Source organism: Paucibacter sp. DJ2R-2, from assembly GCF_025717675.1.
GTDB lineage: Bacteria > Pseudomonadota > Gammaproteobacteria > Burkholderiales > Burkholderiaceae_C > Paucibacter_A.
The window spans coordinates 71,097-97,680 of the sequence record NZ_JAJIRT010000014.1 but is presented as its reverse complement, the minus strand read 5'-3'; the positions used below and the strand labels follow the sequence as shown (position 1 = coordinate 97,680).

Sequence of the window (26,584 nt, the reverse complement as noted above, 5' to 3'; positions counted from 1 at the left end):
AAAAAAGCCCGCTTCTGCGGGCTTTTTGCTTTCCGAACTGGCCTTTGCTGCGCTTGCTGCAAAGTCCAGGCTCAGAGATGCATCACTCGGCGGCCAGGCGCGCTTCGATCTTGGCCTTGGTGGCGGGCAACTCGGCTGGCAGGTGATACGCCAGCTGGGCGAACAGTTCCTCATGCAGGCCCATCTCGACCGCCCACGCGGCCTTGTCGATATGGGTGGTGATGTTGAACTGCTCCTGGCTGAAGTTCAGACCTTGCCAGTTGATGTCCTGGTAGCGCGGGGTGACGCCAAAGGCATGTTCCTCGCCCTGGCCCGTGCCTTCGACGCGGTCCAGCATCCACTTCAGCACGCGCATGTTTTCGCCGTAGCCCGGCCAGACGAACTTGCCGTCGGCGCCCTTGCGGAACCAATTGACGCAGTAGATGGCCGGCAGCTTGGCACCGGACGTTGCGCAAAGGGCCTGCAACTTCTTGCCCATGTCCAGCCAATGCTGGAAGTAGTCGCTCATGTTGTAGCCCATGAAGGGCAGCATGGCGAAGGGGTCGCGGCGCACCACGCCTTGCTGGCCCGCTGCGGCAGCAGTGGTTTCCGAGCCCATGGTGGCGGCCATGTACACGCCCTCCACCCAGTCACGGGCTTCGGTCACCAGAGGCACGGTGGTCGAGCGGCGGCCGCCAAAGATGAAGGCATCGATGGGCACACCGGCCGGGTTGTCCCAATCGGCGTCGAGCGCCGGATTGTTGATGGCCGAGACGGTGAAACGGGCGTTGGGATGGGCGGCCTTGGCGCCGGTTTCCTTGGCAATTGCCGGCGTCCAGTCCTTGCCTTGCCAGTCGATCAGGTGTGCCGGCGGGGTGTCGGTCATGCCTTCCCACCAGACATCGCCGTCGTCGGTGAGGCCGACGTTGGTGAAGATCACGTTCTGGTTCAGGCTGGCCATGCAGTTGAAGTTGGTCAGCGTGTTGGTGCCAGGGGCGACGCCGAAGTAGCCTGCCTCGGGGTTGATGGCGTAGAGGCGACCATCGGTACCGGGCTTGATCCAAGCGATGTCGTCACCAATGGTGGTCACCTTCCAACCGTCAAAAGCAGCCGGCGGAATCAGCATGGAGAAGTTGGTCTTGCCGCAGGCGCTGGGGAAGGCGGCCGCGAAGTGGTACTTCTTGCCCGCAGGCGAGGTCACGCCCAGGATCAGCATGTGTTCGGCCAACCAGCCTGGGCTACCGGAGGGCCCCTGCGAGTCCGCACGGCCCATGGTCGAGGCGATGCGCAGGGCAAAGCACTTCTTGCCCAGCAAGGCATTGCCGCCATAGCCCGAGCCGTAGGACCAGATTTCGCGGGTTTCCGGGAAATGGACGATGTACTTGGTTTGGTTGCACGGCCACTTCACATCGGCCTGGCCTGCCTGCAGCGGCGCGCCGACGGTGTGCACGCAGGGCACGAAGGTGCCGTCTTGGCCCAGCACGTCCAGCACGGCACGACCCATGCGGGTCATGGTGCGCATGTTCACGGCCACATAAGGGCTGTCGGACAGCTCAATGCCGATGTGGGCGATCGGGGAGCCGATCGGGCCCATGCTGAAGGGCACGACGTAAAGCGTACGGCCGGCCATGGCACCCTTGAACAAGGCCTTATCGCCGGTCTGCAGCAGGGTCCGCATCTCAGCCGGGTCCATCCAGTTATTGGTCGGGCCGGCGTCTTCCTTCTTGGCCGAGCAGATGTAAGTGCGGTCTTCCACGCGCGCCACATCGCTGGGGTCGCTGCAAGCGAGATAGCTGTTCGGGCGCAGGGCCGGGTTGAGTTTCTTGAAGGTACCGGCCGCAACCAGCTGGGCGCAGAGGCGGTCGTACTCTTCTTCGGAGCCGTCACACCAGTACACATCCTTGGCCTGGGTCAGTGCCGCGACCTCGGCCACCCAGGCGATCAAGCGCTGGTGTTTCACATAAGCCGGCACATTCAGGCGCAGCCCTTCCATCACGGGTTGGTTCATAGCGTTCCCAATCAATATAAAAGCAGAATTGGGTCAAGCTCGTAAGCATGTACTCACTTGATAGGGAGTACACGCAGGTCGGGCCTGACCCAATGCCGCTGATGACCAAGCCCGCTGTGACGGTTCCGGCTCTCTCAGGCAAGGCTCACTCCGGTGGGAGCGACGCGCTTCGATCGATGCAATTTTCCCCGTCGGTTCACGGCGGGGAAGCAATTGTCACTCCAATGTAACGACGCCGTAACTCTGGGAGAACCCGCTGTTATGCATTTCCAGAATGAAGTCATGCCCGCGTCGGATTGCAGCTGCACTGTTCGGCGGAGGCGCCAGATTTGTCACACTTCAGCCCATGAGCAAACTGATCAGCATCAATGTGGCGGCCGCCCAGACCTTGCGCTGTCTGGACGGACAAGAGGTGCGCAGCGGCATCGCCAAGCGCCCCGTTCACGGGCCGGTCGCCTTGAACCCCATGGGACTGGCAGGCGATGAGCAGGTCGACCTGAGCGTCCACGGCGGGCTCAGCAAGGCCGTCTACGCCTACCCTCAGGAGCACTACGCCTTCTGGCAAACCGTGCGCGCGCAGGCCGGCGCGGCCGCCTGGGGCGAAACGCTGCCACCTGGCAGCCTGGGCGAAAACCTGACTCTGGCTGGCCTGCTCGAAAGCCAGGTCTGGGTGGGTGATGTGCTGCGCTTCGCCGCAGCCGAACTGATCGTCAGCGAGCCGCGCCAACCCTGCTTCAAATTCAACGCCGTCATGGGCTTCAACAAGGCAGCCAAGCTGATGAGCGAGAGCGGCTGGTGCGGTTTCTACCTGGCCGTCAAGACGGCCGGCTCCCTGCAGGCCGGCGAAAGTTTCGAGCTCCTGCCGGGGCCGCGCGAGGTGTCGATACCGGAACTCTTCAGGGCCAGGATGCGACGCTGACCGTCAAGCTAGACGGTGTGGTCAGGTCGCCTATTCCCCGGGCAAACACCCATCGTCAGTTTCAGGGCTGCATCAAAGAATGCGGGCCATTCGAAACAACAAGGGCCGCAAGGCTCGGGAGGCTGGCAGGGATGGCAAGTTTCAAGCGACGCAAAGTTTTGCAAGGCCTGGTCGGGGCTTGCTCTGTCACGACCCTGCCAGTCTGGGCGCAGACCCCGACAACACCCAATCAACCGCATCCACTGGAGGCATTTGCGCGCCGACCACTGATGCAGCAAGTGGCCATTTCGCCCAATGGTGAGCGCATTGCCGCCATCGTCAACAACGGCAGCACCAGCACGCTGGTGACGCGAGCCTTTACTGGTGGTCCTGTGCAGACAGTCACATCGACCGACAACCTGGAATTCATCTTCCAGTGGTTCCGCTGGGTCAACAACGAAAGACTGGTGCTCAGCCTGCGCTTCCCGGCCAAGCGCATGATCAATTTCGTGCAAAGTCAACCCACCATGGAAACACGCCTGGTGGCCGTCAATGCAGACGGCAGCCAATTGGTCAACCTTGTCAAAGCTAAAGTCGGGAGTAATGAGCTGCGCTGGGTGAGCAACCAGGACCGGGTCATCGATTGGCTACCCGAAGACGGCAAGCACATTCTGCTCCGCCTGCCCAATAGCGAACGCAGCTACACACGGGTCATCTACAAAGTCAACGTAGACACGGGCGAACGCAAGTTCTATGCAGGAGGGCGCCCCGAAGCGATTGACTGGGTGACCGACCGCCAGCACCGGGCCCGCGTCGCCATGACCATGAGCGAAGAGGGCGACTACACCATCTGGGTGTGTGACACCGACGGCAACAACTGGCGAATCCTGCGCAGTTTTGGTCCGCTTTCGCAGCGCTCGCTCGCGGTGCTCGGTTTTGGTCTGGATCCCCATCAGCTCTACGTGCTTGCTGAGCACAAGGGCATGACCGCGGTTCAAGTGGTGGACCTACGGGACCCTAATTTGTCTATGACCGTCAAGCTCAGTGATGAACGCTACGACCTTGACGGCAGCCTGATTCATGACCCCAAAGGTGAAGCCGTCGGCATCAACACCACGCGCCTGGGTGATTCCAGTATCTATTTTTGGGACCCTCGATACAAAGAATGGCAGAAGGCCATTGACGAGGCCTTGCCCCAGCGGTTCAACCAAATCGGCAGCGTCAGTGCCAATGGTTTGCGCTATGTGCTTCGGTCCAGCAAAGTCGGACTCCCCGGCACGCTCTATTTGGGCGAGGAGGGAGACAACCCGAGTATCAAGACTTTGGCCCCGCTCTACCCAGAGCTCAATCTCCAAGCCCTGGCCTCAAAGCGACCGATTCAGTTCAAGGCGCGCGACGGCCTGACCCTGCACGGCTACCTGACCCTCCCCCACGGCAGCCAAAAAGACAAGGCCTTGCCCCTGGTGCTGTTTCCGCACGGCGGTCCGCAGGCTGACGACGGCCCGGAGTTTGGCGACTGGGTGTCCTTCATGGCCGACCGCGGCTATGCCGTGCTGCAAGTCAATTTCAGAGGCTCCACCGGCTACGGACGCGCCTTCATGGAAGCCGGTCTCCGTCGCTGGGGCCTCGAGATGCAGGACGACCTCAGCGACGCTGTCGCGGAATTCATCAAGCGAGGCATTGCAGACCCTGCCCGCGTGGCCATCGTTGGCGCCAGTTACGGTGGTTATGCGGCCTTGATGGGAGCGATCAAGACACCGTTGCTGTTCAAAGGAGCGTTTGCATTTGCTCCAGTGACCGATCTCGTCGAGCTGACAGAAAACGAAGGCCAGGACTCCAGCAAGGAAGCCGTACGTCGGCAGATTGGTCATTACCGTGATGACCGAGAACGCCTGCTCGCTACATCGCCCCGGCACCACGCTGACAAGATTCAAATTCCGGTTTACCTGATTCACGGCACCCATGATCGCCAGGCCGACTACCGCCACAGCGTTTTGATGGCCGAAGCCCTCAAGGCCGCCGGCAAACCCCATGAGTTCGTGACCCTGGAAAACGGCGACCACCAGCTGAGCCACTACCCGTATCGCCTGCGACTGTTTGGCGACCTGGAAAAGTTCCTGGCCAAGACCATCGGGCCCGGCCGTGTCTCCAGCTGAACGTCAGCCGCCCAGCGCCGGATAGTCCGTATACCCCTGCGCCCCGCCACCGTACATGGTGGCGCGCTCGGGGGTTTGCAGCTCGGCGTTGAGGCGCAGGCGGCGCACCAGGTCGGGGTTGGAGATGAAGGGGCGGCCGAAGGCGACCAGGTCGGCGCGGTGTTCGGCCACGGCTTGCAGCGCCATCTCGCGGGTGTAGCCGTTGTTGACCATCCAGGGGCCGGCGAAGCGTTCGCGCATGGCGGCGTAGTCAAACGGCGCGTAGTCGCGCGCGCCGCCGGTCTGGCCTTCCACCACATGCAAGAAGGCCAGCTTGAGCGGCGCCAGCTGCTCGGCCACATGGTTGAAGAGCGCCTGAGCCTGGCTGTCGGGGCCAGCATCATTGCTCGGTGTCACCGGGCTCAGGCGCAGGCCGGCGCGGCCATTGCCGATGGCCTGGCTGACAGCCGTCATCACCTCGATGGTGAAGCGCGCACGATTTGCGATGGTGCCACCGTAGTCGTCAGTGCGGTCGTTGATGCTGTCGCGCATGAACTGGTCGAGCAGATAGCCGTTGGCGCCGTGCACCTCCACCGCATCGAAACCCGCCTCCATGGCGCAGCGGGCCGCGTACGCGAACTGGGCCACCACGCCGGCGATCTCCTCGGTGCGCAGCGCATGCGGTGCGGAGTTGGGCACAAAGCCCTCTTTCGTGAAGCTCTGGCCAGTGGCGGCGCGCGAGGTCGAGGACACCGGCGCCCGGCCTTCAGGCTGGAAACTGGTGTGGGAAATGCGGCCCACATGCCAGAGCTGGGCAGCGATCTTGCCGCCGGCGGCATGCACCGCGTCGGTCACGCGCTTCCAGCCCGCCACCTGCTCGGGCGTGTGGATGCCGGGCGTGTCGATATAACCCTGTCCTTCAGCGCACACCTGAGTGCCCTCGCTGATGATCAGCCCGGCCGTGGCGCGCTGGCGGTAGTACTCGACCACCAGCTCGCCGGGCACCAGGCCGGGCGAGCGGCTGCGCGTCAGCGGCGCCATGACGATGCGGTTGGCCAGCGAAACATCGCCGATCTGGATGGGGTCGAAAAGATTGGGCATGAGCAGCAACAAAGATGCGCCGGAACGCGACAGAAGAACGATGGAACACGTTGAACAGCTCGCAGATTAACCCGCCCGGAGCTCCGCCCCGCGGCTGCAAGTGTTTGCGTCCTGTGGCAGTGCCGGCTGGCGCCTGCTTAGATGGATAGACTCTGCCGCCATGCCTGCCGCCCCTGCTTTCATCACCCCCCAGCACCCGATCACACGACGCCGCTGGCTGGCCGGCGCGCTCGCCTGCAGCGGGTTTGGCGCCTGGGCGCAGCCCCGGCAAGTGCTGCAGGTCGGCCCGCGCCGCGCCTTGCGCAGCCTGGCCGCCGCCGCGCACGCAGCGGGCGAGGGCTGCCTGATCGAGGTGGACGCCGGCGAGTACCGGGCTGATGTGGCGCACTGGCCGCAGAACGGCCTGCATCTGCGCGCCGTGGGTGGCCGTGTTCGGCTCAAGGCCGAGGGCGCCCACATCATGGGCAAAGGCATCTTCGTCACGGCCGGCCAAGGGCAGCGCATCGAAGGCTTTGACTTCAGCGGCGCCCGCGTGCCCGATGGCAATGGCGCCGGCATCCGCATGGACCGAGGCTCTTTGCATCTGCGTGACTGCCGCTTCCACGGCAACCAGATGGGCCTGCTGAGCAACAACGAGGCCGACGCGCGCCTGCATCTCGAGGACTGCGAGTTCGGCCCCATCCTGCCGGGCCAGCGCCACAACCACAACCTCTACGTCGGGCGCATCGCCGAGCTGCGCGTGATCGGCTGCCATCTGCACCACGGCCACTTCGGCCACCTGCTGAAAAGCCGCGCCGCCTTCACCCAGCTGCTCTACAGCAGCCTCAGCGACGAGCCCGATGGCCGCGCCAGCTACGAACTGGAGTTCCCCAACGGCGGCCGGGCCTGGGTGATGGGCAATCTGATCGTGCAAGGCGCGCAGACCGAAAACCCCACGCTGCTGGCCTACGGCGCCGAGGGCCAGGTCTGGCCCGAGAACGAGCTGATCCTGGTGCACAACACCTTGATCGACCGGCGGGCCTCGGGTGGCAACTATCTGCAGCTGAAGACGAATTCCGGCCCGGCGCCGGTACGCGTGCGCCTGCTCAACAATCTGCTGGCCGGCCCCAGCCGCCTGGCGCTCGCCCGCGACTGGGAAGCCTCCGGCAACGGCCACGCCAGCTGGGACGATTTCGTCAACCCCGCCACGGGCGACTACCGCCTGCGCCCAGGCTCACGCTGGCAAGGCCGGGCCGTGGAAGCCGGCGTTGCCCAGGTGCCGAGCGGCCCGCGTATGGCCCTGCGCCCCGAGCGCCAGTACCAGGCCCCGCACCACAGCGTGCCTCTGACGGAAGCGCGCCAAAGCTTGAGCCCCGGCGCCTTTCCGCTCGATTGAGCACGCTTTCCCGGCCCCGCCCGGGCGAGCGAAACACCCTCGCGCGGGCCACGCACGCTACAGTTCGCCCATGCTCGCCTATCGCCACGCCTTCCATGCCGGCAACCATGCCGATGTTCTCAAGCACCTGGTCCTGACCCAGGTGCTCCGCTATATGGCGGAAAAAGAGAAGCCCTACACCCTCGTTGACACCCATGCAGGTGCCGGCGGTTACTCAATCGAAGGCAAGTACGCGCAGAAGAAAGGCGAGTACGTCCACGGCGTGTCCAAGCTCTGGGACGCCAAGGACCTGCCCGAACCCCTGGCCCGCTATATGGAGCCGATCCGCCTGTTCAACCCGGACGGCCAGCTGCGCCAGTACCCGGGCTCGCCGGCGATCGCCAATCTGCTGATGCGCGAGACCGACCGCCTGCGCGTCTACGAGCTGCACCCGACCGACTACCGCATCCTCGAAACCTACCTCGCCACCCGGCCCAACACCCAGGTCAGCGACAAAGACGGTTTCAGCGCCATCCGGGCCGAGCTGCCACCACCCTCGCGCCGCTCGGTGGTGCTGATGGACCCGTCCTACGAGCTCAAGACCGACTACGCCAAGGTCGTCACCGCCTTGCGCGAAGGACTGGAGCGTTTTGCCGACGGCGTATTCCTGATCTGGTACCCGCAGCTGCAACTGCTGGAGGCCGCGCAGCTGGTCCAGCGCCTCAAGGCCGCCGCCGATGCAGGCGCCAAGAAGGGCTGGCTCCATGTGCGCCTGACCGTCGAGCAGCAAGGCGATGTGCGCGGCTTCGGCATGCTGGGCAGCGGCATGTTCGTGGTCAACCCGCCCTTCACCCTGCACGACGATCTGCAGGCCTGCATGCCCTATCTGGTCGACAAGCTGGGCCAGTACGATGGCGCCAACTTTGTGCTGGAGCAGCGCACGTCCTGAGCGCTCGAGCTCAATAGGCCACGGTGAAGCGTTCGCGGTGATGCCGCGGCGCCTCCAGCTCATCCACCAAGGCCACGGCCAGGTCGGCCACGCTGATGCGTGACTGGCCCTGCGCATCGCTGAGCAGCTCCTCGCCGCCCAGGCGGTACTGGCCGCTGCGCTCGCCCGGCTCCAAGTGCGCCGGCGGCGAGACAAACACCCAGTCCAGCTCCTGCTCGCCACGCAGGCGGTTCAGCGCCTCGCGTGCCGCCAGGGCGCCGGCCTTCCACTCGGCCGGGAACTGCGGCGTGTCCACCAGCTGCACGCCGGGCGCCACGTAGAGGCTGCCCGCGCCGCCCACCACCAGCAGCCGCGCCACGCCGGCCTGCTTGACGCCGACCGTGATGGCGGCCGAGCCGCGCAGGAACTCCTCGAACAGCGCCGGGTGGCCCCAACCGGGGTTGTAGGCGCTCAGCACCGCGTCCACGCCCTGCACCGCCGCGGCCACGGCCTCGGCCTGGGTGGCATCGGCCTGATGCACCTCCAGCCCCGGCTGCGCGGCCAGCTTGGCCGGGTCGCGCAGCAGCGCTCGCACGCTGTGGCCGCGCGCCAGCAACTCTTTCAGCAGCGCCGAGCCCACGAAACCGGTGGCGCCAATCAATGCGATCTTCATAGTCAGTCCTTCAGTTCATATGCCAGCCACAGCGGCCGGCGGGTTGCGATGGACTCAACTTTATGGACTTCACAATCCAGCCATAAGTCCTCAGAATCGCCTTGGACTCTTTAGAAAAACTTCATTTCATGCTGGACCAACTCAAGCGCATGGCCGTGCTGGCCACGGTGGTGGAGCAAGGCAGCTTTGTCGCCGCCGCGCGCCAGCTGCAGACCACCACCTCGGCCGTCAGCCAACAGGTGCGGGCGCTGGAGCGTGATATGGGCGTCACGCTCTTGCACCGCAGCACCCGCAAGCTCAGTCTGACTCCGGCGGGCGAGCTTTTTCACGCCGGCTGCGCCGCCATGCTCAGCGCCGCGCGTGGCGCACAACAGCAGCTGATCCAGCTGCGCGACGCGCCCGAGGGCGAGTTGCGCGTCGCCGCGCCCGTGGGCTTTGCCCGCCAACTGGGCCCGGCCCTGGCACCCCTGCTGCAAGCACATCCGGGCCTGAGCCTGCATCTGGAGGTGGAAGACGGGCCCACCGATCTGGTCGACCGGCGCATCGACCTGGCCATCCGCTTCGGCCGCCTGCCCGACAGCAGCTGGGTGGCCCAGCGCATCGGCGAGAAAAGCATGGGGCTCTACGCCGCGCCTGCTTACCTGGCGCAGCGAGGCGTGCCCGCCAGCCTTGCCGATCTGGCCGATCGTGGCCACGACTGGCTGGCCCTGCGCAGCGGCACCGACCAGCCCCTTGCCCTGAGCCTGCGGCGCGGCGACGAAGCCCTGCAGCTGAACCTGCGGCCGCGCGCCAGCAGCAACAACCAGCTCAGCCTGCAGCAGCTCTGCGAAGCCGGCCTGGGCCTGGCCATGTTGGGCGGCGATGATGTCCACGCCTCGGTCCAGGCCGGCCAGCTGCTGCCCCTGCTGCCGGGCCTGCAACTGCCGCCCCTGCCCATCCATGCGCTGACGCCGCAGCGCGATGCCCAGCCGGCCAAGGTGCGCCACGCGATTGCCGCGCTGCGCGCCCATCTGAGCCCCGCCCCACCGGGCTGACCCCGGGGGAAGCCGTCATGGTTTCGCGGTACGCTGCGCGTCTTGTCCGACCCACCAGCGACCATGAAGACAGCCCCTCCCCTCGGCCTCAGCGCCGCCGCCCTGGCGCGCAGCATTCCCTTTGCGCTCTTCATGGGCTTGCTGGCCTTGCGTGGCGCGCTGCCGGCCGGCGGAGCGCTGGACCCGCGCTGGGTCTACGGCCTGAGCGTGGCCATCGTCGGCGGCGCCCTGTTCTGGTTCTGGAAGGACTATGGCGAGCTGGCCCGCCAGAACCGCCCCAACGCCCGCCAGACGCTTTGGAGCGTGGGCATCGGCGTGGCCGTATTTGGCCTGTGGATCCACCTCGACGCGCCCTGGATGCAGCTGGGCGAGGCCACCGCCAGCTTTGTGCCGGTGAACGACCAGGGCCAGCTCGACTGGCCGCTGATCGTGCTGCGCTGGATCGGCGCGGCCCTGCTGGTGCCGGTGATGGAAGAGCTGTTCTGGCGCGGTTTTCTGATGCGCTGGATCGAAAGCCCCCAGTTCGAAACTGTGGACCCGCAGCGCGTCGGCCTCAAAGCCATTGCCCTGTCCACCTTTGTCTTCATGCTGGCCCACACCTTGTGGCTGGCCGCCATCGTCGCCGGCCTGGCCTATGCCTGGCTGTATGTGCGCACCGGCCGGCTCTGGTGCGCCGTGATCGCCCATGCCGTGACGAATGGCTTGCTGGGCATCTGGGTGGTCCATTCGGGGCAATGGCAGTTCTGGTGAGCCCCAGCGCTGCCCTCCTTGACTGCTTGTCTGCCCGCCGCAAGACCTGACCCCCACGCCGGAACCGCCACCCATGTCCCAAGCCGATTCGACGCACAGCAGCCAATTCGCGCTGCTGCGCCAGCGCCGCTTCGCGCCCTATTTCTGGGTGCAGTTCCTCAATGCCGGCAATGACAACCTCTTCAAATTCCCGCTGATCATCCTGATCACCTACCAGCTGCAGCTGGACTGGTTGCCGGCCGCGCAGGCCGGGCTGTTGATCAACGCGCTCTTCATCCTGCCCTATGTGCTGTTCTCGGCCACCAGCGGGCAGCTGGCCGACAAGCTGGACAAGGCGCGGCTGATGCGCTGGGTCAAGTCGGTGGAGATCGCCATCATGGCCCTGGCCGCTTGGGGCTACTTCACGACCCAAGTGCCGGTGCTGCTGGCCTGCGTGCTCTTGATGGGCTTGCACTCCACCCTGTTCGGCCCGGTCAAATACGCCTACCTGCCGCAGCAGCTCAGCGAGCGCGAGCTGTTGGGCGGCAACGGCATGGTCGAGATGGGCACGTTTGTTGCCATCCTGCTGGGCCAGGTGCTGGGCGGCCTCTTGATCGCCATGCCCGGCGTGGGCGCGCAGTACGTGGCCATCGCCTGCCTGCTGACCGCCGTGCTCGGCCGCTGGCTGGCCCACTACATCCCCGACTCGCCGCCCACCGACCCCGGCCTCACCATCAACTGGAACCCCTTCACCGAGACCTGGCGCAACCTCAAGCTGGCACGTGAAGAGCCGGTGGTGTTCCGCTCCCTGCTGGGCATCTCCTGGATGTGGTTCTTCGGTGCCGTCTATCTGAGCAACTTCCCGGCCTTTGCCAAAGAGGTGCTGCATGGCGACGCGCAAGTTGCCACCGCCTTGCTGGTGATGTTCTCGGTCGGCATAGGCATCGGCTCCCTGCTCTGCGAGCTGCTCTCGCGCCGCGCGGTCGAGATCGGCCTGGTGCCGGTCGGCGCCATCGGCATGACGCTGTTCTCGGTGGACCTGTACTTCGCCTCGCGCGGCCTGCCGGCCAAGGCGGCACTCGAGGGCCTGTCGGTCTTCTTCGCCCAGCCCGCGCACTGGCGGGTGATGGCCGATCTGGGCCTGCTGGCCCTGTTCACCGGCCTCTACAGCGTGCCCATGTACGCGCTGATCCAGCTGCGCTCGCAGCCAGCCTACCGCGCCCGCATCATCGCCGCCAACAACATCCTCAACGCCCTGTTCATGATCGCCAGCTCCCTGGGTGCCGGCCTGCTGCTCAGCGCGGCCGGCTTCAGCATCCCCGAGCTCTTCCTGACCGTGGGCCTGGCCAATCTGGCCGTCAGCCTCTACGTCTTCATCCGCGTGCCGGAGTATCTGCAGCGCTTTGCCGCCCTGCTACGAGGGGCCTAGACCTCAGCATTCAATCGAATTGAAGCCTGACTTCAAGCCAGCGCACCGACTTCGGGCCTGAGGCACCCTACAGTGCGGCTCACCCCCCACCGCACCGGAGCCGCACCATGAGCCACGTCAGCAGCCAGGTCCTCGACCAAGCCTTCCGCCAAGCCCGCACTTTCAACAAGTTTCAGGACCAGCCGGTCAGCGATGCCGTGCTGCAGCAGATCGTTGAGCTGGCCCAGTGGGGCCCTACGGCCATGAACGGCCAACCGGTGCGCTATGTCTTCGTGCGCAGCCCCGAGGCCAAGCAGCGCCTGGCGCCGGCCATGGCGGCGGGAAATCTGGCCAAGACCTTGGCCGCACCGGTGACCGTGATCGTCGCGGCCGACAGCCAGTTCTTTGAACACCTGCCGACCCAGTTCCCGGCCGTGCCCGGCGCGCGCGACTCCTTCGTCGGCAACCCCGCCATGGCCGCCAGCACCGCCAGCCGCGACTCGCATCTGCAAGGCGCCTACTTCATCATCGCCGCCCGTCTGCTGGGCCTGGACTGCGGCCCCATGGGCGGCTTCGACAATGCCAAGGTCAATGCCGAGTTCTTCCCCGACGGCCGTTTCCAGTCGCAGTTCCTGATCAACCTCGGCTACGGCGACCCGGCCGGCAACTACCCGCGCGGCCCGCGCCTGGGCTTCGACCAGGTCGCGCAGATTCTCTGATCGGAACGCTCGCTCAGGCCTGGCGAAAGCGTCGCCACTGCAGGCGCAGCAGCCTGCGCATCGCCCGGGCCTGGCGCCAGGCCCAGCTGGCGTGCAGCCAGCCCAGGAGCCCGGCCTTCCACAAGCTCCAGCGCTGGTAGCCGCGGGCAAACCAGGCCAGCTGCATCAGCGCGGGCCGGGTCAGGCTGAACAGGCGCGCGAGCACGGCCGTGCCCAGCAGCTTGGCGAGCACGATGAGGATCAGCCCCAGGCCGGCACGGCCGCTGCTGATCAGCCACAGCGCGCCGATCTTGACCGGCAGCAGCGCCAGCGCCGGCAAAAGCAGCACGGCCAGCGCGCCATAGGCCGGCAGCCGGCCAATGGCCGCCTCCAAGCGCCGCAATGGCGGCCATTGCGCCAGGCGCGCGAGTTGCCGGGCCAGCGGCTCCCAACCCCATTCCTCGAACAGGATCAGCAGCGCCAGCAGCAGGCGGATCACGCCGCGCAGCGGCAGCCACAAGAATCGCAGCGGCAGGGACTTCATGATGAGCCCATCATGGCCCAGGGCCTCTGGCGTTCACCGTGCCAAAGGACACCCTGGGCGCCGAGTTAAGTGCGACTCGCATCACAGACTGGCGACGGATCGGCACAAGTTGTCGCGCCTGGCCCAGCGATCTCAAGCCAGCCAGGTTGAGACGTGCGGGCCCGACCTGACCAAGCTTCCATCAAGCGCTGCGAGATGGCTAGGACTCCAAGCTGGGGAACATGCAGCCGACGGCACCGGAGGCGATGGTTGGCTGCCTATGGCGGGGTGCGCCAGACGGAGTCCCGACGGCCCGGCCACGCTTTATTGGGTAAGTTGCCGTCGGATTCATCGCTAGCTTGAGCCGACACGGCACAGAGAGTTGACCTCTGGAAGAAAGGAACCGCCTATGCGCCAAACCCTGAAGCTACTTGTGGCCAGAGCGCTGGACGGATAGCCGCGGCGACATGAAGTGTGAGAGGTGTTCGTCCAGGGTAATCATGGCCAGCTATGTGGGCCCGACGCGCCAATGCTGAGAGAGCTACACGCCTGCCCCGGGGCTGGTTCTCGGGAAGTCCCCATGAAGTACCAGCGGATCGGGCAGTTAGCATGGTGGCTTCAGGGGGAACAAAGCATGAATGTCTATGTATCCAGGCGCGTGGCGCCAGCTGTCTTCGCGTTACTTTCGGGCGCGGTCCTTTGCACATCGGCTACGGCCGCGAGCTTCGGGTCAATCGCGGTTTCTGACTTCCGTATCGGACTGACTGATTTGAAGCCAGAAGACGGCATCGATCCGGCAATGGGCTTTGTTCTCCCGAATGCAATACTCGGGAACAAGATCGAAGCCCAGGCAGGTGCCTTGAATGCAGGAACCTACAAGTATGGTGGTGCCGTTGGGGCTCAGCCGCTCGACGCGATCTCGACGCAGGTAGACACTCCCACAGCAGCCGTGGCAGCTTCCATCGGGCCCGGAAGCGTCCCGGGCTTGACCACGACGATGAGGCTGTCTGGTTGGGCTCAGCCATCCACGTTGTTTGACGATCGCTCAGAGTTCTCCGCCAGGGCTGTACTGCCGGCGAATTCCATGATCTACGGTAATTTATCGCTGACCCCATGGACCAGCATCACGTTCAGCTTCGATGTCGACATCGAGGTCGGAACGACCGGTGGCGTCACAGTCAACCCGATTTTTGGCGGGGAGTTCTCTCGCGCAGGGATGAGCTTCTGGGCCATGGTCGACAACTCAAACCAGACCCACTTCGTTCGTCATGAGCTCGAGGTGCGTTCCACTGTCTTGAACAACAGCTACGTCGGCGCGACAGACAGCGGGCACTGGACCGCGAATTCAGTGACGCTGACCAACGACACCGACGAAGTCATGTACGCGAAGGTGACGCTGTCCGCGGACATCTGGGGGTATACGCACGCCAATCCTATTCCGGAGCCAGCCTCTGTCGTACTAATGACTTCCGGCCTGCTGCTGCTGGCCAGCCGGCGCGCACTGCGCAAGAAAGGCGGCGTCACACAAGGGTGAGTCCACGCATAGATCGGGCTGACGACAGGAACTGCCAGCTGAACACAAAGCCAAAAACTCTGATGCCAGAAGCTTAGGCCCGTCTTCGGTCGCGGTACAAAGGGTGAGCATCGCCTACTGACGTGAGCAGCACTGGCACTTCATTGATTCGGCGGAAATGGAGTGGAACGGCTTGCCGCTCAGCGCAGGCGCTCACCGGCGCAATGGAGGGGGGTTCGAAGGCACTCACCAGCGGACGGCATGTTGTCAATGGCGGATGCGTAGATGAGGCCGGTGCCCGACACAGTTCGGCGGCTGGTAGCTGGCGATCTGATCACTATGGAACTCGCCCGGTCTGGCCAACAAATTTGGCGCGACTGTATCCACCTCGCAGCCACTTGTGAACGACCTGCAATGACTCGATGGCGCACGCGTCGCCAAGCCCTTTTCAGCGGCGGCGTGCCAAAGCAGCTTCTTTAACGCACTTAGAAGACACGCCAAGCGGACCGACCGCCGTCAATGGACGCGTCAGTTGGCGCCGTGGCACAGCGGATAGGGTCGGCCACTGCCGCAAGCACACAGCGCCGGCGCCCCTGACGCGGCGGCCGCCTCTGCGGCATCGCGCTGGCCCTGCCAATAGCGCTGGATCTGCTGCGCTTGCCGTACCAGCTCGGCCGCGGCTTGGTCGTGCGCCGCTTCGCTGGGCGGCTGCTGCTCCAAGCGTTCCCAGCCGGCCTCGCTGCCGTAGAGCTGCAGGGTCTCGAACCATTCCGGGTGCGCCAGCAGCAGCGGCTGCCAAGCCGGCGCGTCCAGCTGGATGCCGCACAGATAGCCCTGGCACCAGTCGTCGAGGATGACCAGCGGCTGGCCGTCTTCGCCCTCGGTGCAGCCGAACAGGGGCTGGTAGACCTGCCGCTCGGGCTCGCGCAAGGCCGCGGCCGTGGCCTGCCATTGCTTGAGCAGCAGGGCTTGCACCTGCTGGGCTTGGGCCAGGTCGGCAAAGCTGGGCTGCTGCTGGCCGTGCTCGGCATCGAAAACCCAGGCCAGGGCCTGCTCGGGCGCCACATGCTTAGGGCCGCTGACCAAGGCGCAGATGAAGCCGTCGATCATCGGCGCCTGCATGGGCTGATCGAGACCGACGTCGTCGGCAAACAAGGCGTCTTCAAGCGCGGCGATGTCGTCCAGCGACCAGCCCAGCTCGACATTGAGCGCCTTGAGGGCGAACACCGAACTAGACCCCTCGGGCGCGGTCGGCCGCGAACTTGGCCTGGAAGGCGGCGAAGCCGCCCTCGCCGGGCAGATCCAGCGCGTCACGCGCTTCCTGCATCAGGTTCAGGTAGTAGTGCAGGTTGTGAATGCTGGTTAGCATGGGGCCCAGCATTTCGCCGCAACGGTCCAGGTGGTGCAGGTAGGCGCGGCTGAAGGTCTTGCATGTGTAGCAAGTGCAGGTCTCGTCCACCGGCCGCTCGTCGGTCTTGTAGCGGGCGTTGCGCAGGCGCAGGTCGCCAAAGCGGGTGAACAGATGGCCGTTGCGTGCATTGCGGGTGGGCATGACGCAATCGAACATGTCGATGCCGCGGCTGACGCCTTCGATCAGGTCTTCCGGCGTGCCCACGCCCATCAAGTAACGCGGCTTTTGCGCGGGCAGCTGGTGGCCGATATGGGCCAGCACGCGCTGCATGTCTTCCTTGGGCTCGCCCACCGACAGGCCGCCGATGGCATAGCCGGGCAGGTCCAGCTCGGCCAGGCCGGCCAGGGAATGGTCACGCAGGTTCTCGAACATGCCGCCCTGGACGATGCCGAACAGCGCGTTGGGGTTCTCCAGGCGGGCGAACTCGTCCTGGCAGCGCTTGGCCCAGCGCAAGCTCATCTCCATGCTCTTGCGGGCTTCCAGTTCGGTGGTGATGTGACCCTTGCTTTCGTAAGGCGTGCACTCGTCGAACTGCATGACGATGTCGGAATTGAGCACCGTCTGGATCTGCATCGAGATCTCGGGCGTCAGGAAGAGCTTGTCGCCGTTGACCGGCGAGGCGAACTTGACGCCCTCTTCGCTGATCTTGCGCATCTCGCCCAGGCTCCAGACCTGGAAGCCGCCGCTGTCGGTCAGGATGGGCTTGTTCCAGCTCTCGAACTGGTGCAGGCCGCCGAACTTGCTCATGATGTCCAGGCCCGGCCGCATCCACAGGTGGAAGGTGTTGCCGAGGATGATCTGGGCGCCCATCTCCTCGAGCGAGCGCGGCATCACGCCCTTGACGGTGCCATAAGTACCCACCGGCATGAAGATCGGCGTTTGCACGACCCCATGGTTGAGCGTCATCTGGCCACGGCGGGCGTGGCCTTCGGTCTTGAGCAGTTCGAACTTCAGCATAGTGCCGCGATTGTCGCAGCTGTATTCCGGCCGTAAACTGCCCGCTCAGGGGCTTTCGAAGATCCGCCCAGCGGACGAGCCAGCAGCCGCGGTTGCTCAGCTGCCATGCCTAGATCCGTTCTCTGCCTCCTGACTCTGCTGGCCCTGTGTGGCCAGCCCAGGGCCGCCGATGTAGCCCGGCCCTGCGGCACCTACACCTTGGCCTACTACCAGCTGGGTGCGCTCTTCTACCGAGAAGCCGATGGCAGTTATGCCGGCATCGACAAGGACGTGGTGGAAGAACTGTCGCGGCGCAGCGGTTGCCGCTTCCAGGTCGTGGTGGAGTCGCGAGTGCGAATCTGGGACCAGATGTCCAAGAACTTGCTGGACCTGAGCGTCTCCGGCATTCCAACACCCGAACGCGAGCAGTTCGCCAGCTTCATCCCCTACTTTCAGACCCGGAACTACGCCCTGCTGCGCCCGGAGCTGAGCGAACGGCTGAGCACGCCGGAAGCCTTTTTAGCCGAAGGGAAAAGCTTGGTGGGCGTGGTCAAGAGCTTCAAGCACGGCAGCTTTTACGACAGCTGGCTGAAAAGCCTGCGCGAACAACACCGCGTGATCGAGTTGGCAGATTTCGAAACTGCCGTGCGCATGTTCAAGCTCGGCCGTGTCGATGCGCTGCTGGCCTTGCCCACCAGCCTGATACGCTTGCTGCGGCAGGAAGGCCTGCAAAATCAGGTGAAGGTGATGGACTGGGCGCCCAAGGAACGCATCATTCATGCGCTGATCGTGTCGCGCCAACGTGTCGCCGACGCCGACCGCGAGCGCCTGCGGACCGCGCTGCGCGCGATGCAGGCCGACGGCAGCCTTTACGACATCTTCAAACGCCATGTCGGCGAAGCCCTGGCGCGCGACATGCAACTCGAGGCGAACCATGCCCCTTGAACTGCGTCCGGCCCGCATTCCGCGCTCGGCCCTGACGATCACCCTGGCTCTGCTCCTCGCATGCCTGGGCTTGGCGCCCGCCACAGCCCGGGCCTGCGGCCCCTATAGCGTGGCCCTGTATGAATTCGGCAGCCTCGGCTATTTCGACGCCCAGCGCCAGCCGCAAGGCGTGGACAAAGACGTGGTCGAAGCGCTGGCCCGGCGCAGCGGCTGCGTGCTGAACACCCGCGTCGACTCGCGTGCGCGCATATGGGAGCAGCTCAAGCAAGGCACGCTGGAGATGACGGTGTCCGGGGTGGCGACTCCCGAGCGCGAGCAGCTGGCCGAGTTCTGGCCCTATCTGGGCACCCGCAACTACGCCCTGATGTCGCGCGAAACCGCACGCAGCCTGGCGAGCTTTGACGATTTCCTCGCCGACCCCAAGCTGCAATTGCTGGTGGTGCGCAGCTTCCGCCACGGGCAGCAGATCGACGCCTGGATCGAACAGTTGCGCGCCCTGAAGCGGGTCAGCGAGGTCGGTGACTTTCCGACCGCCTTGAAGGTCTTGAAGGCCGGCCGTGGCGACTTGATGTTTGCCCACCCCATGGTGCTCGAACATTGGCGCGGCGACGCCATGAAGGGCCTGACCATGCTCGATTGGGCGCCGGGCGACAGCGCCATCGGCAGCATCGTCGCCAGCAAAACCCTGGTCAGCGCGGCCGACCGCCAGCTGATGCGCCGCCATCTGGCCGCCATGGTGGCCGACGGCGAGATTGAGCGAATTCTCAGCAAGCATGTGGGCGCGGAGGTGGCCAGCCGGGTCCGACTGCCGCCCGGCACCCAGCCCTGAGGGCCTCGACCCCGCCGATCTCACCCACGTTCACCGGCCTTCAAAAGCCCCCAGCGCCTGCTGCGTCGAGCCCCAGGCCAGCCAGACCGCCAGCGCCAGCGGCGGCAGCCATCGCTCCAGTCCCTTCAAGCTGAGCGCCTCGGGCGAACCCCAGGCGCTGAGGCCCTCGGGCAGCAGCCAGAGCAAGCCCGCCGCGGCCAGACCCAGCGCCAGCGGCATCAGCCAAGCCAGCAGCCGGGCGGCGGCCGAGGGCCTTGCCGCTGCGCTCAAAGCCAGCTGCTGCGCCGGCAAGGCCGCCAGCACCGCGGCGCTGAAATCCACCCCATCCAGCGCTGCCGCCTCCTGCGCCAGATCGGCCGCCGCCTCGCGCAGCAGGCCGTCCAGCCAGGCCTCGTCGGCGGGGTCCAGCCGGTCCGAGCTGGGGTTCAATGAGCTTGTCGTGTGCGTCATGGCAACACCTCTTCAGTCGCGTGCGGCGCCCAGGCCTGCAGGAATTCCTTGAGCTTGATCTTGCCACGCAGCAGATGGGTCTTGAGCGTGCCCAGCGGCCAGCCCAAGAGCGCGGCCGCCTCGCTGTGGGACAAGTCAGCCAAGTAGCAATGCACGATGGCCTCCTGCTCCGGCGCGCTCAGCCGCGCCAGCGCCCGGCCCAGATCCAGGCGCAGGGCCACTTGGTGGGGCAGCTCGGCCTGTGCGCCTACCGCCGTCTCGCCCTCCCAGGCCCCATCGTCCTCCGCCAGGCTCTCGCTGTGCTGGGCCAGTTCGCTCGCGCCCAGGCGCTGCTGCTGCAAAAAGCAGTTGCAGGCGATGCGGTAGAGCCAGCTGCGAAAGCGTGCCTCGCCGCGAAAGCCCGGCAGCGCGCGGTAGGCCTGCAAGAACGCCTCTTGCGCCAGCTCGTCGGCGCGCGCCGCGTCGCCCCGGGTCAGGCGGCGCAGCAGGGCGCGCACCATGCCCTGGTGGCGGCGCAGCAAGCAGGCAAAGGCCGCACGGTCGTCATGCAGCTGCACCTGGCGCACCCAGAGGCGGTCCTGGGCGTCTTGTGCATCCTCGCGGCTGAAAGCCTCGTCGACCATGCGCGGAGCCTGATCTTAGGCGTTCGCCTGAGCATCCTTCTGGCCGCGCGTCTCTACCCGCCACACGATCAACAAGGCGATGCCGATGAAGCCCGGCAGGCAACCGATGGCCCAGAGCCAGCTGCCCGGGTTCATCAGATAGAACATCAGAGCCAAGCCCAGGCCTGCGGCCACATTGATCGCGCCCGCTTGCAAGCCGGCGTTCGTGCGCCGCCGCTGGGCATCGATGCGCGCCTGGCCGTCGCCGGTGAGTTGATTCAAGAGCTCTGGCGGCAGAGGCTGGCCCTTGTCGGCCAGCTGGCGCAGGGTTTCGTGCAGCAGTTGCTCACGCCGCATCTTGGCCTGGATGCCCATGATGATGGCCACGATGGGAATCATCAGCGCCATGATGGGCACCAGGAAGGGAAGGACGTGACGCAGATCGATGAAGTCCATGGGCGCTGCTCCTGCAATGCTTGAGTGAGTGAGTGTTCGGGCGATCAAGAAGAGAAAACTGATCGGGACGCAGGCTTGGATGCGCGGGCGGAGGTGTTTGGATTCATCCCGCGCCAAATAGTTTGGGCATGTCAGGTCGAGCGCCTGGCATGCGAGGCCTATGTGCGATGCGTATGTGCGATGCGTGCAGTCTGCCCCGAAGCCGCGGCGGCTACTTCATGGCACCCGGCGCGACGGCCATCAAGGCATCGGCCAGCGCCGTCAAGGCGTCGACCGTGCCATGCAACTGCGCGGGCAGCGCGGCCAGCCAGGCGGCGTCTGGCGCCTCGCCCTGTTCCAGCTGGGTTTCACCGTCGGCCAGCATTTGAGCCAGGCGCTCAGCGCCCAAGATGGCCGCCATGCCTTTGCTGGCGTGAACCTGCAGCTGGGCGGCGGGCCAATCGCGGGCTTGCAGCGCCGCCTCGATCTGCGCCGGCAACTCAGCCGCGGAGACGGCAAAGCCCGCCACGCTGCTCTGATACATCGCCACCTTGCCCATGAAACGGTCCATGGCCAGCTGGATCTGAATGCCGTCAGCCAGGGCCCGCTCCAGCAAGGGCGCGGGTACCTGCAAGGTGGGAAAGACAAACTTTGCTGCTCCAGCAACTGCTTCTGCTGCGCTTTCGACCGAACCGTCCGAGCCGCGCCGGGTGGGCCGGCCCAGCTTCTGGATCAGCCGCACCAGCCGGTCCAGATCAAAAGGCTTGCCCACATGGTCATCCATGCCCGCAGCCAGGCATTCCTCGCGGTCCGAGGCCATGGCATTGGCCGTCATCGCCACGATGGGCAGGCGCAGGCCCAGCTCCTTGCGCAAGATGCGGGTGGCGGTGTAGCCATCCATCACCGGCATCTGCACATCCATCAGCACGAGGTCCACCGCGCCCGCATCGGCCCGCATGATGTCCACCGCCTCCTGCCCATTCGAGGCCAGGCGTACCGTGGCGCCGGCATCTTCGAGCAGCTCACGCGCGACCTGCTGGTTGTTGAGGTTGTCCTCCACCACGAGCAAGCGGATGCCCGCCAGCGGCGGCGCGCCGGCGCTTGCTGCGGCGGCATCCCCATCGTGCTGACCTTCTGAGGGCTGGTCCTTGGCTGGGCAGAGCGCTTCACGCAAGGCCACCGCCATCAGGGGTTTGACCAGGAAGGCCTTCAGCTGCGCCTGCTCGGCCGGCGCCAGCGCTTCCAGCTGCAGCGGCGTGCCACTCATCACCAGGGGCAGATCGGCCCAGCCGGGCCGGGCACGCAGCTGCGCCAGGCAGGCCCAAACATCCTCCCCCGGCAACTGCGCATCCGCCAGCACCAGTTCCAGCGCCAAGCCATCGGGCGCCGCCGCCATCCAGGCCTGCGCCTCGGCCACGCTGGCTGCCGCCACTACCTGCCAGCCTTCGGCGACCAACATGCGGCTCAGCAGCTCGCGGGCATGGGCGTTGTCGTCGATCAGCAAGACCTGACCCTGGCTCGCCGCTGCTGCGCGCTGTGCATCGGCCTCGGCCTGCACCACCGGCACGTCGAGTTGAAAGCTGAAGCGACTGCCTTGACCGAGGGCGCTTTCCAGCGTGATCTGGCCGCCCATCAGCTCCAGCAGGCGCATGCTGATGGCGAGCCCCAAGCCAGTGCCACCGAACTGGCGCGTCGTGGACGCTTCAGCCTGGCTGAAGCCGGAAAAGATCTTGGCATGGTGCTCTGGCGCGATGCCGATGCCGGTGTCCGTCACCGTGAACTCCAGCCGCACCGCATCGCCCTGATGCTGCAAGAGCTGGACGCCAACCACCACCTCGCCGCATGCGGTGAACTTGAGCGCATTGCCGGCCAGATTGATCAACACCTGCAACAAGCGCAAGGCATCCAGGCGCAGCAAGGGCGGCAACTGCGGGTCCAGATCAAACAGCAGGTCCACCGGTTTGGCGCCCACATTGGCAGCCAGGATCACCGACAAGTCGCGGAAGATTTGCGTCAGGGCATGAGGCTGCGGGTCCAGCGTCAGCTTGCCGGCTTCGACCTTGGAGAAATCGAGAATGTCGTTGAGCAGCCCCAGCAGCGAGCGGGCCGCGCCCTCAGTCTTGCTGGCGTAATCGCGCTGGCGCGTGCTGAGTTCGGTGCGCTGAAGCAGCTTGAGCAGGCCCAGGATCGCATTCATGGGCGTGCGGATCTCATGGCTCATATTGGCCAGAAAGCGGCTCTTAGAGCGCGAGGCTTCCTCGGCCTCCTGACGGGCGTGCACAAAGTCGCTGATGTCATGGAAGCTGTAGACCAGGCCGACCACCTCGCCGCGATCCATTTGCGGGCGGGCGCGGCGCTCGAACAAACGGCCGTTCTTGAGCTTGGTGATGTCACAGACGGTCTGTGAATCCTGGCCGCCCTGTTGGCTGAAGGCTGTGATGTCGTCTTCCAGCTCCCACGGCGTGCTCAGCTGCTCCATCAGGAAGGCGATGATGGCTTCGCTGTCTTGCAGCAGCACGGCCTCGGGGATCTCCCACATGGCGCTGAATCGGCGGTTCATATTGACGATATGGCCGGCCGAATCGACCACCAAAACGCCTTCCCAGATCGACTCCAAGGTGGCCTGCAACTGACCCGACAGCGCCGCCAACTGGGCCTCGCCTCGCTTCAGGCTGGCGCCGTCACGCACCCGCAGCACCAAGACGTCTTCGAAGTCCCCCCGCAAGCGGCGGATCGACTTGATCACCGGCAGCGCCACGCCGTCACCGCAGATGTACATGGACTCGGCGTTGTCGATATCGCTGCCGCCGCCCATGCGCACATCTTCCCAATAGAAGATATCGGCCAGGCTGCTTTCCACCTCGGTGATGGCGCGGCCGACCAGCGGCGTCGCTTCGTAGCCCAGGGTGACTTCAGCCTGCCGGTTGGCCGAGATGATGTGGAGCGACTTGGGGTCCACCACCAAGAGCATCTCCGAGCTCTGGTCGCACATGACGCGATCCAGAGTGGCAGCGTCCCAGCTCATGCGGGCTTGCCCCCGTCGAAGTAGTAGTTGACCCGCTTGCGCGGCGCCAGGTACTCATACACCGCCGCCGGCAGCTGGCTGGGGCGGTAGGCCTTGCTGATGTGGACATCGCCCTCTTCGTTGAGGTCCAGCATCATGGCTTCGCTCTTCGGAATGCCCGCGTCGTAGGTGATGACGGTGGGCTTGAGCGGCCGGGCGGCGTTGACGCGAATCACCAAGCCGATCACATCATTGGACAGGCCCACGATGGTGCCCGGCGGGTACACACCCATGAACTTGATGAAGGCCTGCAGAAAGCGCGGGTCAAAGCGGCTGCGCTGCTGGGCAAACATCTGCGACAAGGCCTCGTGCGGCGTCAGCGAGTTGGCGATATGGGGCGCGTTGCAGAGGTTGTCGTAGGTGTTGATCACCGCCACCAGGCGGGCCAAGGGGTCGATCGCCTCACCCACCAGCTTCTTCGGGTAGCCGCTGCCGTCATAGGCCTCGTGGTGCTGATAGATGATGTTGCACAGCACATTGGACAGGCCGATCTTCTTCGCCAGGTCCAGGCCGTACTGACAGTGCAGCTCGCGCGCCTCGCGCTCGAATTTGCTCAAGGGCCCGGCCTTGCGCATGATGTTTTCGGGAATGTCATTGAGCCCGATGTCGTGGAACACCGCGGCCATGCCCACCATCTTGACCAACTCGGCCGGCATGCTCATCTCCTTGCCCAGCACCATGGCCAGCACGGCCACATTGAGCGAGTGCAGATAGACATCCTCATTGCCGGGCTTGTCGCCCATCACCTGAATGGCCAGATCCGGCGCCGCCAGCATCTCGTCGACGATGCCGCCGATCAGCTCGGTGGTGTCACTCAGCGCTTGCTTGGGCTGCGAGTAAATGGTCTTGTTGATGCCCTTGATGACCCCGGCGGCATTGGCAAAGGCACGCTCGACCCGCTCGATCTTCTCGCGGTGTTCGGCCAGCTGCTGAATGCGCTGCTGCTTGGCAGCCATCAAGGCGGCCAACTCGGCCTGGCGGGCCAGTTCCTCCGCAGTGGGGGCGGCCGGGGGCTGATCGCTCTTGGCCAAAGGCTTCACATCACTCAGGGACGGCGCCCAGCGCACGCTGGCCAGGCCCAGGCTGCGAATGGTCTGCAGCTGCTCTTCGGTCTTGATCTTGAAGTTGTTGAAGTTGAAGGGATGCTCCATCCAACCCACATCCAAGTAGACGTAGACGCCCACGCGCAACTGATCAACGGAGATGCGATGTTCGTTTTCTGATGCAGACATGGCGGAGATTATTTAAGCATGTTCCCAAGTGCTTGGGGCCGCCGAATCAGGACGAACAGCGCTGTGTCGCGGACACCCATGAGCGCTGCGCCTGGAGTGATGGGGTGGCAGACCCGTCTCCTGGGCTGAGGCGTATGGGTTCAGCCGGTGCCCCACACTTCTGCACCCGTCTCGCCGGCCATTTGCGCGGCGCTTGCGCCGTGCTCGCCCAGCCCTGCCGCGAGAATAGCGCCCATGTCTTCATCGCCTTCGAGCTTCTCCATCGCCCAGGCCGTCCACAGCGAGCTGATCATCAAGAAGAGCCGCTTCATCGGCTGCGTCGAGCCCTGCAGCGGGCGCGAGGCGGCGCTGGCGCGGGTGCAAGAGCTTCGGGAACAGCACCCCACGGCTGTGCATGTGTGCTGGGCCCTGCTGGCCGGCGGCCAGTCGGCGGCGGTGGACGATGGCGAGCCCAGCGGCACGGCCGGGCGGCCCATGCTGGAGGTGATGCGCCACCAGGATCTGGAGGGCGTGCTGGCCACCGTGGTGCGCTACTGGGGCGGCACCAAGCTCGGCGCCGGCGGCCTGGTGCGCGCCTACACCGACAGCGTGGCCCAGGCCCTGCTGCAGGCCGAGAAAGTGCCGCGCGTCGCCCTGCAAACCCTGCGCTGCACCGTGCCCTATGCGTTTGAGGGCCTGCTGCGCCGCGAGATCGAAGGCGCCGGCGCCGAGCTGCTCGGCGTGCAGCATGGCAGCCAGGTCGAATTCCGCTTTGCTTTGCCTTTGCCTGCCGTGGCGCCCCTGCTGGCGCGGCTGCAGGAGTCGGGCCAGGGGCGCATTGGCTGGCTCAAGGATGAGGGGGCGGACGAGGCCTAAATCTCGTCACGCTGAACTCGTCAGAACAGGCTGCCCTGCGGCGGGCCTGCGCGCAGCCGGGAGAGCAAGGCATCGGTGTGCTCGGCCGGGCCCAGATCAAACGCCTCCGGCGCCGGCAGGCGCTCCGCCGCCAGCAAGGCCTGCGCCTCGCTGACCGAGCCGCGCAGCCAGGCCTGCCAGTCCTCGGGCCGTATCGTCATCACGGCGCGCTTGTCCTGCGCGTCCGGCGGCAGGGCCGGGTCGGGCTTGTGCAGGCGATTGAGCAGCGGGTGTGCGTCGCAATTGAGCGTCAGCATCGAATAGTTGGGGATGAGCTCGCCCGTCTCGGGGTGCTGCCACTCCGACCAGATGCCGGCCAGCGCCCAAGGCAGGCCATCGGCGCGGCGCAGCGGCCACCAGATGTTGCGGCCGGTCTCCCAGTTGGGCTCCTGGTAGCTCTGCGCCGGGATCAAACAACGCCGGCCGCTGAGCCAGGCATCGCGGTACGTGGGCCGCTCGGCCACCGACTCGATCCGCGCGTTGTTCGTCAGAATCGCCCGCCCCGCCGGCCGTGGCTGCTTGGAGCGCGGCGGCACCATGCCCCATTGGCCGATCACGGCCTGGCGGCCAGGTTCATCGCCTCCAGCGGCGGTACTGCCCGCCCGGATGAACAGGCCGCGCCCGAACGGCCCCACCGGCGCCAGCGGGTAGGCCTCTTCGCCCGCCCCGCCGGCTTTCACCACCACCCGGAAATGCCGCTCGACCTCTTCCTTGGGGCTGACGTTGTAGAGATTGCACATGGTGGGGCGACTGTAGCGAGGAGAAAGCGCCAGCACGGGAACTCCAGGGTGGGCTGGCCATGCGT

Annotated in this window: 23 protein-coding genes and 1 pseudogene; 12 read left to right on the top strand and 12 right to left on the bottom strand. The window is 65.6% G+C overall.

Going from position 1 to position 26,584, the window contains the following annotated elements; translation table 11 throughout:
- Positions 1 to 82: 82 nt before the first annotated feature.
- Positions 83 to 1,987: a phosphoenolpyruvate carboxykinase (GTP) gene (locus tag LNV28_RS23415; RefSeq protein ID WP_263518047.1), complete on the bottom strand. Its 1,905-nt coding sequence runs from the start codon at positions 1,985 to 1,987 to the stop codon at positions 83 to 85.
- Between the two features lie 346 nt (positions 1,988 to 2,333).
- On the opposite strand from LNV28_RS23415, the gene LNV28_RS23410 reads away from it, so the two are divergent.
- The gene (locus LNV28_RS23410) at positions 2,334 to 2,906 is read left to right on the top strand and encodes an MOSC domain-containing protein (RefSeq protein ID WP_263518048.1); all 573 of its coding nucleotides are present in this window, start codon (positions 2,334 to 2,336) and stop codon (positions 2,904 to 2,906) included.
- Between the two features lie 17 nt (positions 2,907 to 2,923).
- Positions 2,924 to 5,041 (top strand): S9 family peptidase, encoded by a 2,118-nt coding sequence (locus LNV28_RS23405; RefSeq protein ID WP_263569048.1) that lies wholly within the window; start codon positions 2,924 to 2,926, stop codon positions 5,039 to 5,041.
- A 3-nt stretch (positions 5,042 to 5,044) separates the two neighbouring features.
- On the opposite strand, the gene LNV28_RS23400 is transcribed toward LNV28_RS23405, so the two are convergent.
- Positions 5,045 to 6,121, bottom strand: coding sequence for an alkene reductase (locus tag LNV28_RS23400; protein WP_263518050.1), 1,077 nt, complete (start codon positions 6,119 to 6,121; stop codon positions 5,045 to 5,047).
- 160 nt (positions 6,122 to 6,281) lie between these two features.
- Between LNV28_RS23400 and LNV28_RS23395 the strand changes: the two genes are divergently transcribed.
- Complete coding sequence (locus LNV28_RS23395) at positions 6,282 to 7,496, top strand: hypothetical protein (RefSeq protein WP_263518051.1); 1,215 nt, start codon at positions 6,282 to 6,284, stop codon at positions 7,494 to 7,496.
- 70 nt (positions 7,497 to 7,566) lie between these two features.
- Positions 7,567 to 8,424 (top strand): 23S rRNA (adenine(2030)-N(6))-methyltransferase RlmJ, encoded by an 858-nt coding sequence (locus tag LNV28_RS23390; RefSeq protein ID WP_263518052.1) that lies wholly within the window; start codon positions 7,567 to 7,569, stop codon positions 8,422 to 8,424.
- A 10-nt stretch (positions 8,425 to 8,434) separates the two neighbouring features.
- Here LNV28_RS23390 and LNV28_RS23385 read toward each other — a convergent pair whose 3' ends face one another.
- The gene (locus LNV28_RS23385; protein ID WP_263518053.1) at positions 8,435 to 9,076 is read right to left on the bottom strand and encodes an NAD(P)-dependent oxidoreductase; all 642 of its coding nucleotides are present in this window, start codon (positions 9,074 to 9,076) and stop codon (positions 8,435 to 8,437) included.
- A 131-nt stretch (positions 9,077 to 9,207) separates the two neighbouring features.
- Here LNV28_RS23385 and LNV28_RS23380 point away from each other — a divergent pair, with 131 nt between their 5' ends.
- The 4 genes and pseudogenes from LNV28_RS23380 to LNV28_RS23365 all read left to right on the top strand — a co-directional run bounded on the left by LNV28_RS23380 (position 9,208) and on the right by LNV28_RS23365 (position 12,966).
- Entirely contained in the window at positions 9,208 to 10,110 is a 903-nt protein-coding gene (locus LNV28_RS23380) for a LysR family transcriptional regulator (protein WP_263518149.1), read from the top strand.
- Between the two features lie 63 nt (positions 10,111 to 10,173).
- On the top strand, positions 10,174 to 10,860 hold the full coding sequence (locus LNV28_RS23375) for a CAAX prenyl protease-related protein (protein WP_263518054.1): 687 nt from the start codon (positions 10,174 to 10,176) through the stop codon (positions 10,858 to 10,860).
- Positions 10,861 to 10,933: 73 nt separating this feature from the next.
- Positions 10,934 to 12,250 (top strand): annotated as a pseudogene (locus LNV28_RS23370) (MFS transporter); the annotation flags it as partial.
- 125 nt (positions 12,251 to 12,375) lie between these two features.
- Positions 12,376 to 12,966 (top strand): malonic semialdehyde reductase, encoded by a 591-nt coding sequence (locus tag LNV28_RS23365; RefSeq protein WP_263518055.1) that lies wholly within the window; start codon positions 12,376 to 12,378, stop codon positions 12,964 to 12,966.
- A gap of 13 nt (positions 12,967 to 12,979) precedes the next feature.
- Here LNV28_RS23365 and LNV28_RS23360 read toward each other — a convergent pair whose 3' ends face one another.
- Positions 12,980 to 13,489, bottom strand: a complete 510-nt coding sequence (locus LNV28_RS23360; protein WP_263518056.1) for a hypothetical protein — start codon at positions 13,487 to 13,489, stop codon at positions 12,980 to 12,982.
- A gap of 559 nt (positions 13,490 to 14,048) precedes the next feature.
- Between LNV28_RS23360 and LNV28_RS23355 the strand changes: the two genes are divergently transcribed.
- On the top strand, positions 14,049 to 15,002 hold the full coding sequence (locus LNV28_RS23355) for a hypothetical protein (RefSeq protein WP_263569047.1): 954 nt from the start codon (positions 14,049 to 14,051) through the stop codon (positions 15,000 to 15,002).
- A 507-nt stretch (positions 15,003 to 15,509) separates the two neighbouring features.
- Here LNV28_RS23355 and LNV28_RS23350 read toward each other — a convergent pair.
- Positions 15,510 to 16,208, bottom strand: coding sequence for a UPF0149 family protein (locus LNV28_RS23350; protein WP_263518058.1), 699 nt, complete (start codon positions 16,206 to 16,208; stop codon positions 15,510 to 15,512).
- Between the two features lie 4 nt (positions 16,209 to 16,212).
- The gene (gene tgt, locus LNV28_RS23345; RefSeq protein WP_263518059.1) at positions 16,213 to 17,349 is read right to left on the bottom strand and encodes a tRNA guanosine(34) transglycosylase Tgt; all 1,137 of its coding nucleotides are present in this window, start codon (positions 17,347 to 17,349) and stop codon (positions 16,213 to 16,215) included.
- A 105-nt stretch (positions 17,350 to 17,454) separates the two neighbouring features.
- Between tgt and LNV28_RS23340 the strand changes: the two genes are divergently transcribed.
- Together LNV28_RS23340 and LNV28_RS23335 are read left to right on the top strand one after the other, a co-directional pair.
- The gene (locus tag LNV28_RS23340; protein WP_263518060.1) at positions 17,455 to 18,273 is read left to right on the top strand and encodes a substrate-binding periplasmic protein; all 819 of its coding nucleotides are present in this window, start codon (positions 17,455 to 17,457) and stop codon (positions 18,271 to 18,273) included.
- Positions 18,263 to 19,102, top strand: coding sequence for a substrate-binding periplasmic protein (locus tag LNV28_RS23335; RefSeq protein WP_263518061.1), 840 nt, complete (start codon positions 18,263 to 18,265; stop codon positions 19,100 to 19,102). Before LNV28_RS23340 ends, LNV28_RS23335 begins: the two co-directional genes overlap by 11 nt.
- Positions 19,103 to 19,132: 30 nt before the next feature.
- On the opposite strand, the gene LNV28_RS23330 is transcribed toward LNV28_RS23335, so the two are convergent.
- From LNV28_RS23330 to LNV28_RS23310, 5 genes are all read right to left on the bottom strand, one after another.
- Positions 19,133 to 19,552 (bottom strand): hypothetical protein, encoded by a 420-nt coding sequence (locus LNV28_RS23330; RefSeq protein ID WP_263518062.1) that lies wholly within the window; start codon positions 19,550 to 19,552, stop codon positions 19,133 to 19,135.
- Entirely contained in the window at positions 19,549 to 20,175 is a 627-nt protein-coding gene (locus LNV28_RS23325) for an RNA polymerase sigma factor (RefSeq protein WP_263518063.1), read from the bottom strand. The genes LNV28_RS23330 and LNV28_RS23325 overlap by 4 nt, the downstream gene beginning before the upstream one ends.
- A gap of 15 nt (positions 20,176 to 20,190) precedes the next feature.
- Entirely contained in the window at positions 20,191 to 20,610 is a 420-nt protein-coding gene (locus tag LNV28_RS23320) for a DUF6249 domain-containing protein (RefSeq protein ID WP_263518064.1), read from the bottom strand.
- A gap of 211 nt (positions 20,611 to 20,821) precedes the next feature.
- Positions 20,822 to 23,614, bottom strand: a complete 2,793-nt coding sequence (locus LNV28_RS23315) for a hybrid sensor histidine kinase/response regulator (protein WP_263518065.1) — start codon at positions 23,612 to 23,614, stop codon at positions 20,822 to 20,824.
- The gene (locus tag LNV28_RS23310) at positions 23,611 to 24,885 is read right to left on the bottom strand and encodes a cyclic di-GMP phosphodiesterase (RefSeq protein ID WP_263518066.1); all 1,275 of its coding nucleotides are present in this window, start codon (positions 24,883 to 24,885) and stop codon (positions 23,611 to 23,613) included. Before LNV28_RS23310 ends, LNV28_RS23315 begins: the two co-directional genes overlap by 4 nt.
- A gap of 234 nt (positions 24,886 to 25,119) precedes the next feature.
- On the opposite strand from LNV28_RS23310, the gene LNV28_RS23305 reads away from it, so the two are divergent.
- Complete coding sequence (locus LNV28_RS23305; RefSeq protein ID WP_263518067.1) at positions 25,120 to 25,740, top strand: IMPACT family protein; 621 nt, start codon at positions 25,120 to 25,122, stop codon at positions 25,738 to 25,740.
- Positions 25,741 to 25,760: 20 nt separating this feature from the next.
- Here the strand turns inward: LNV28_RS23305 and LNV28_RS23300 are convergent, their stop codons facing one another.
- A complete protein-coding gene (locus LNV28_RS23300; protein WP_263518068.1) occupies positions 25,761 to 26,519 on the bottom strand; it encodes an SOS response-associated peptidase in 759 nt (252 codons plus the stop codon).
- Positions 26,520 to 26,584: the final 65 nt, after the last annotated feature.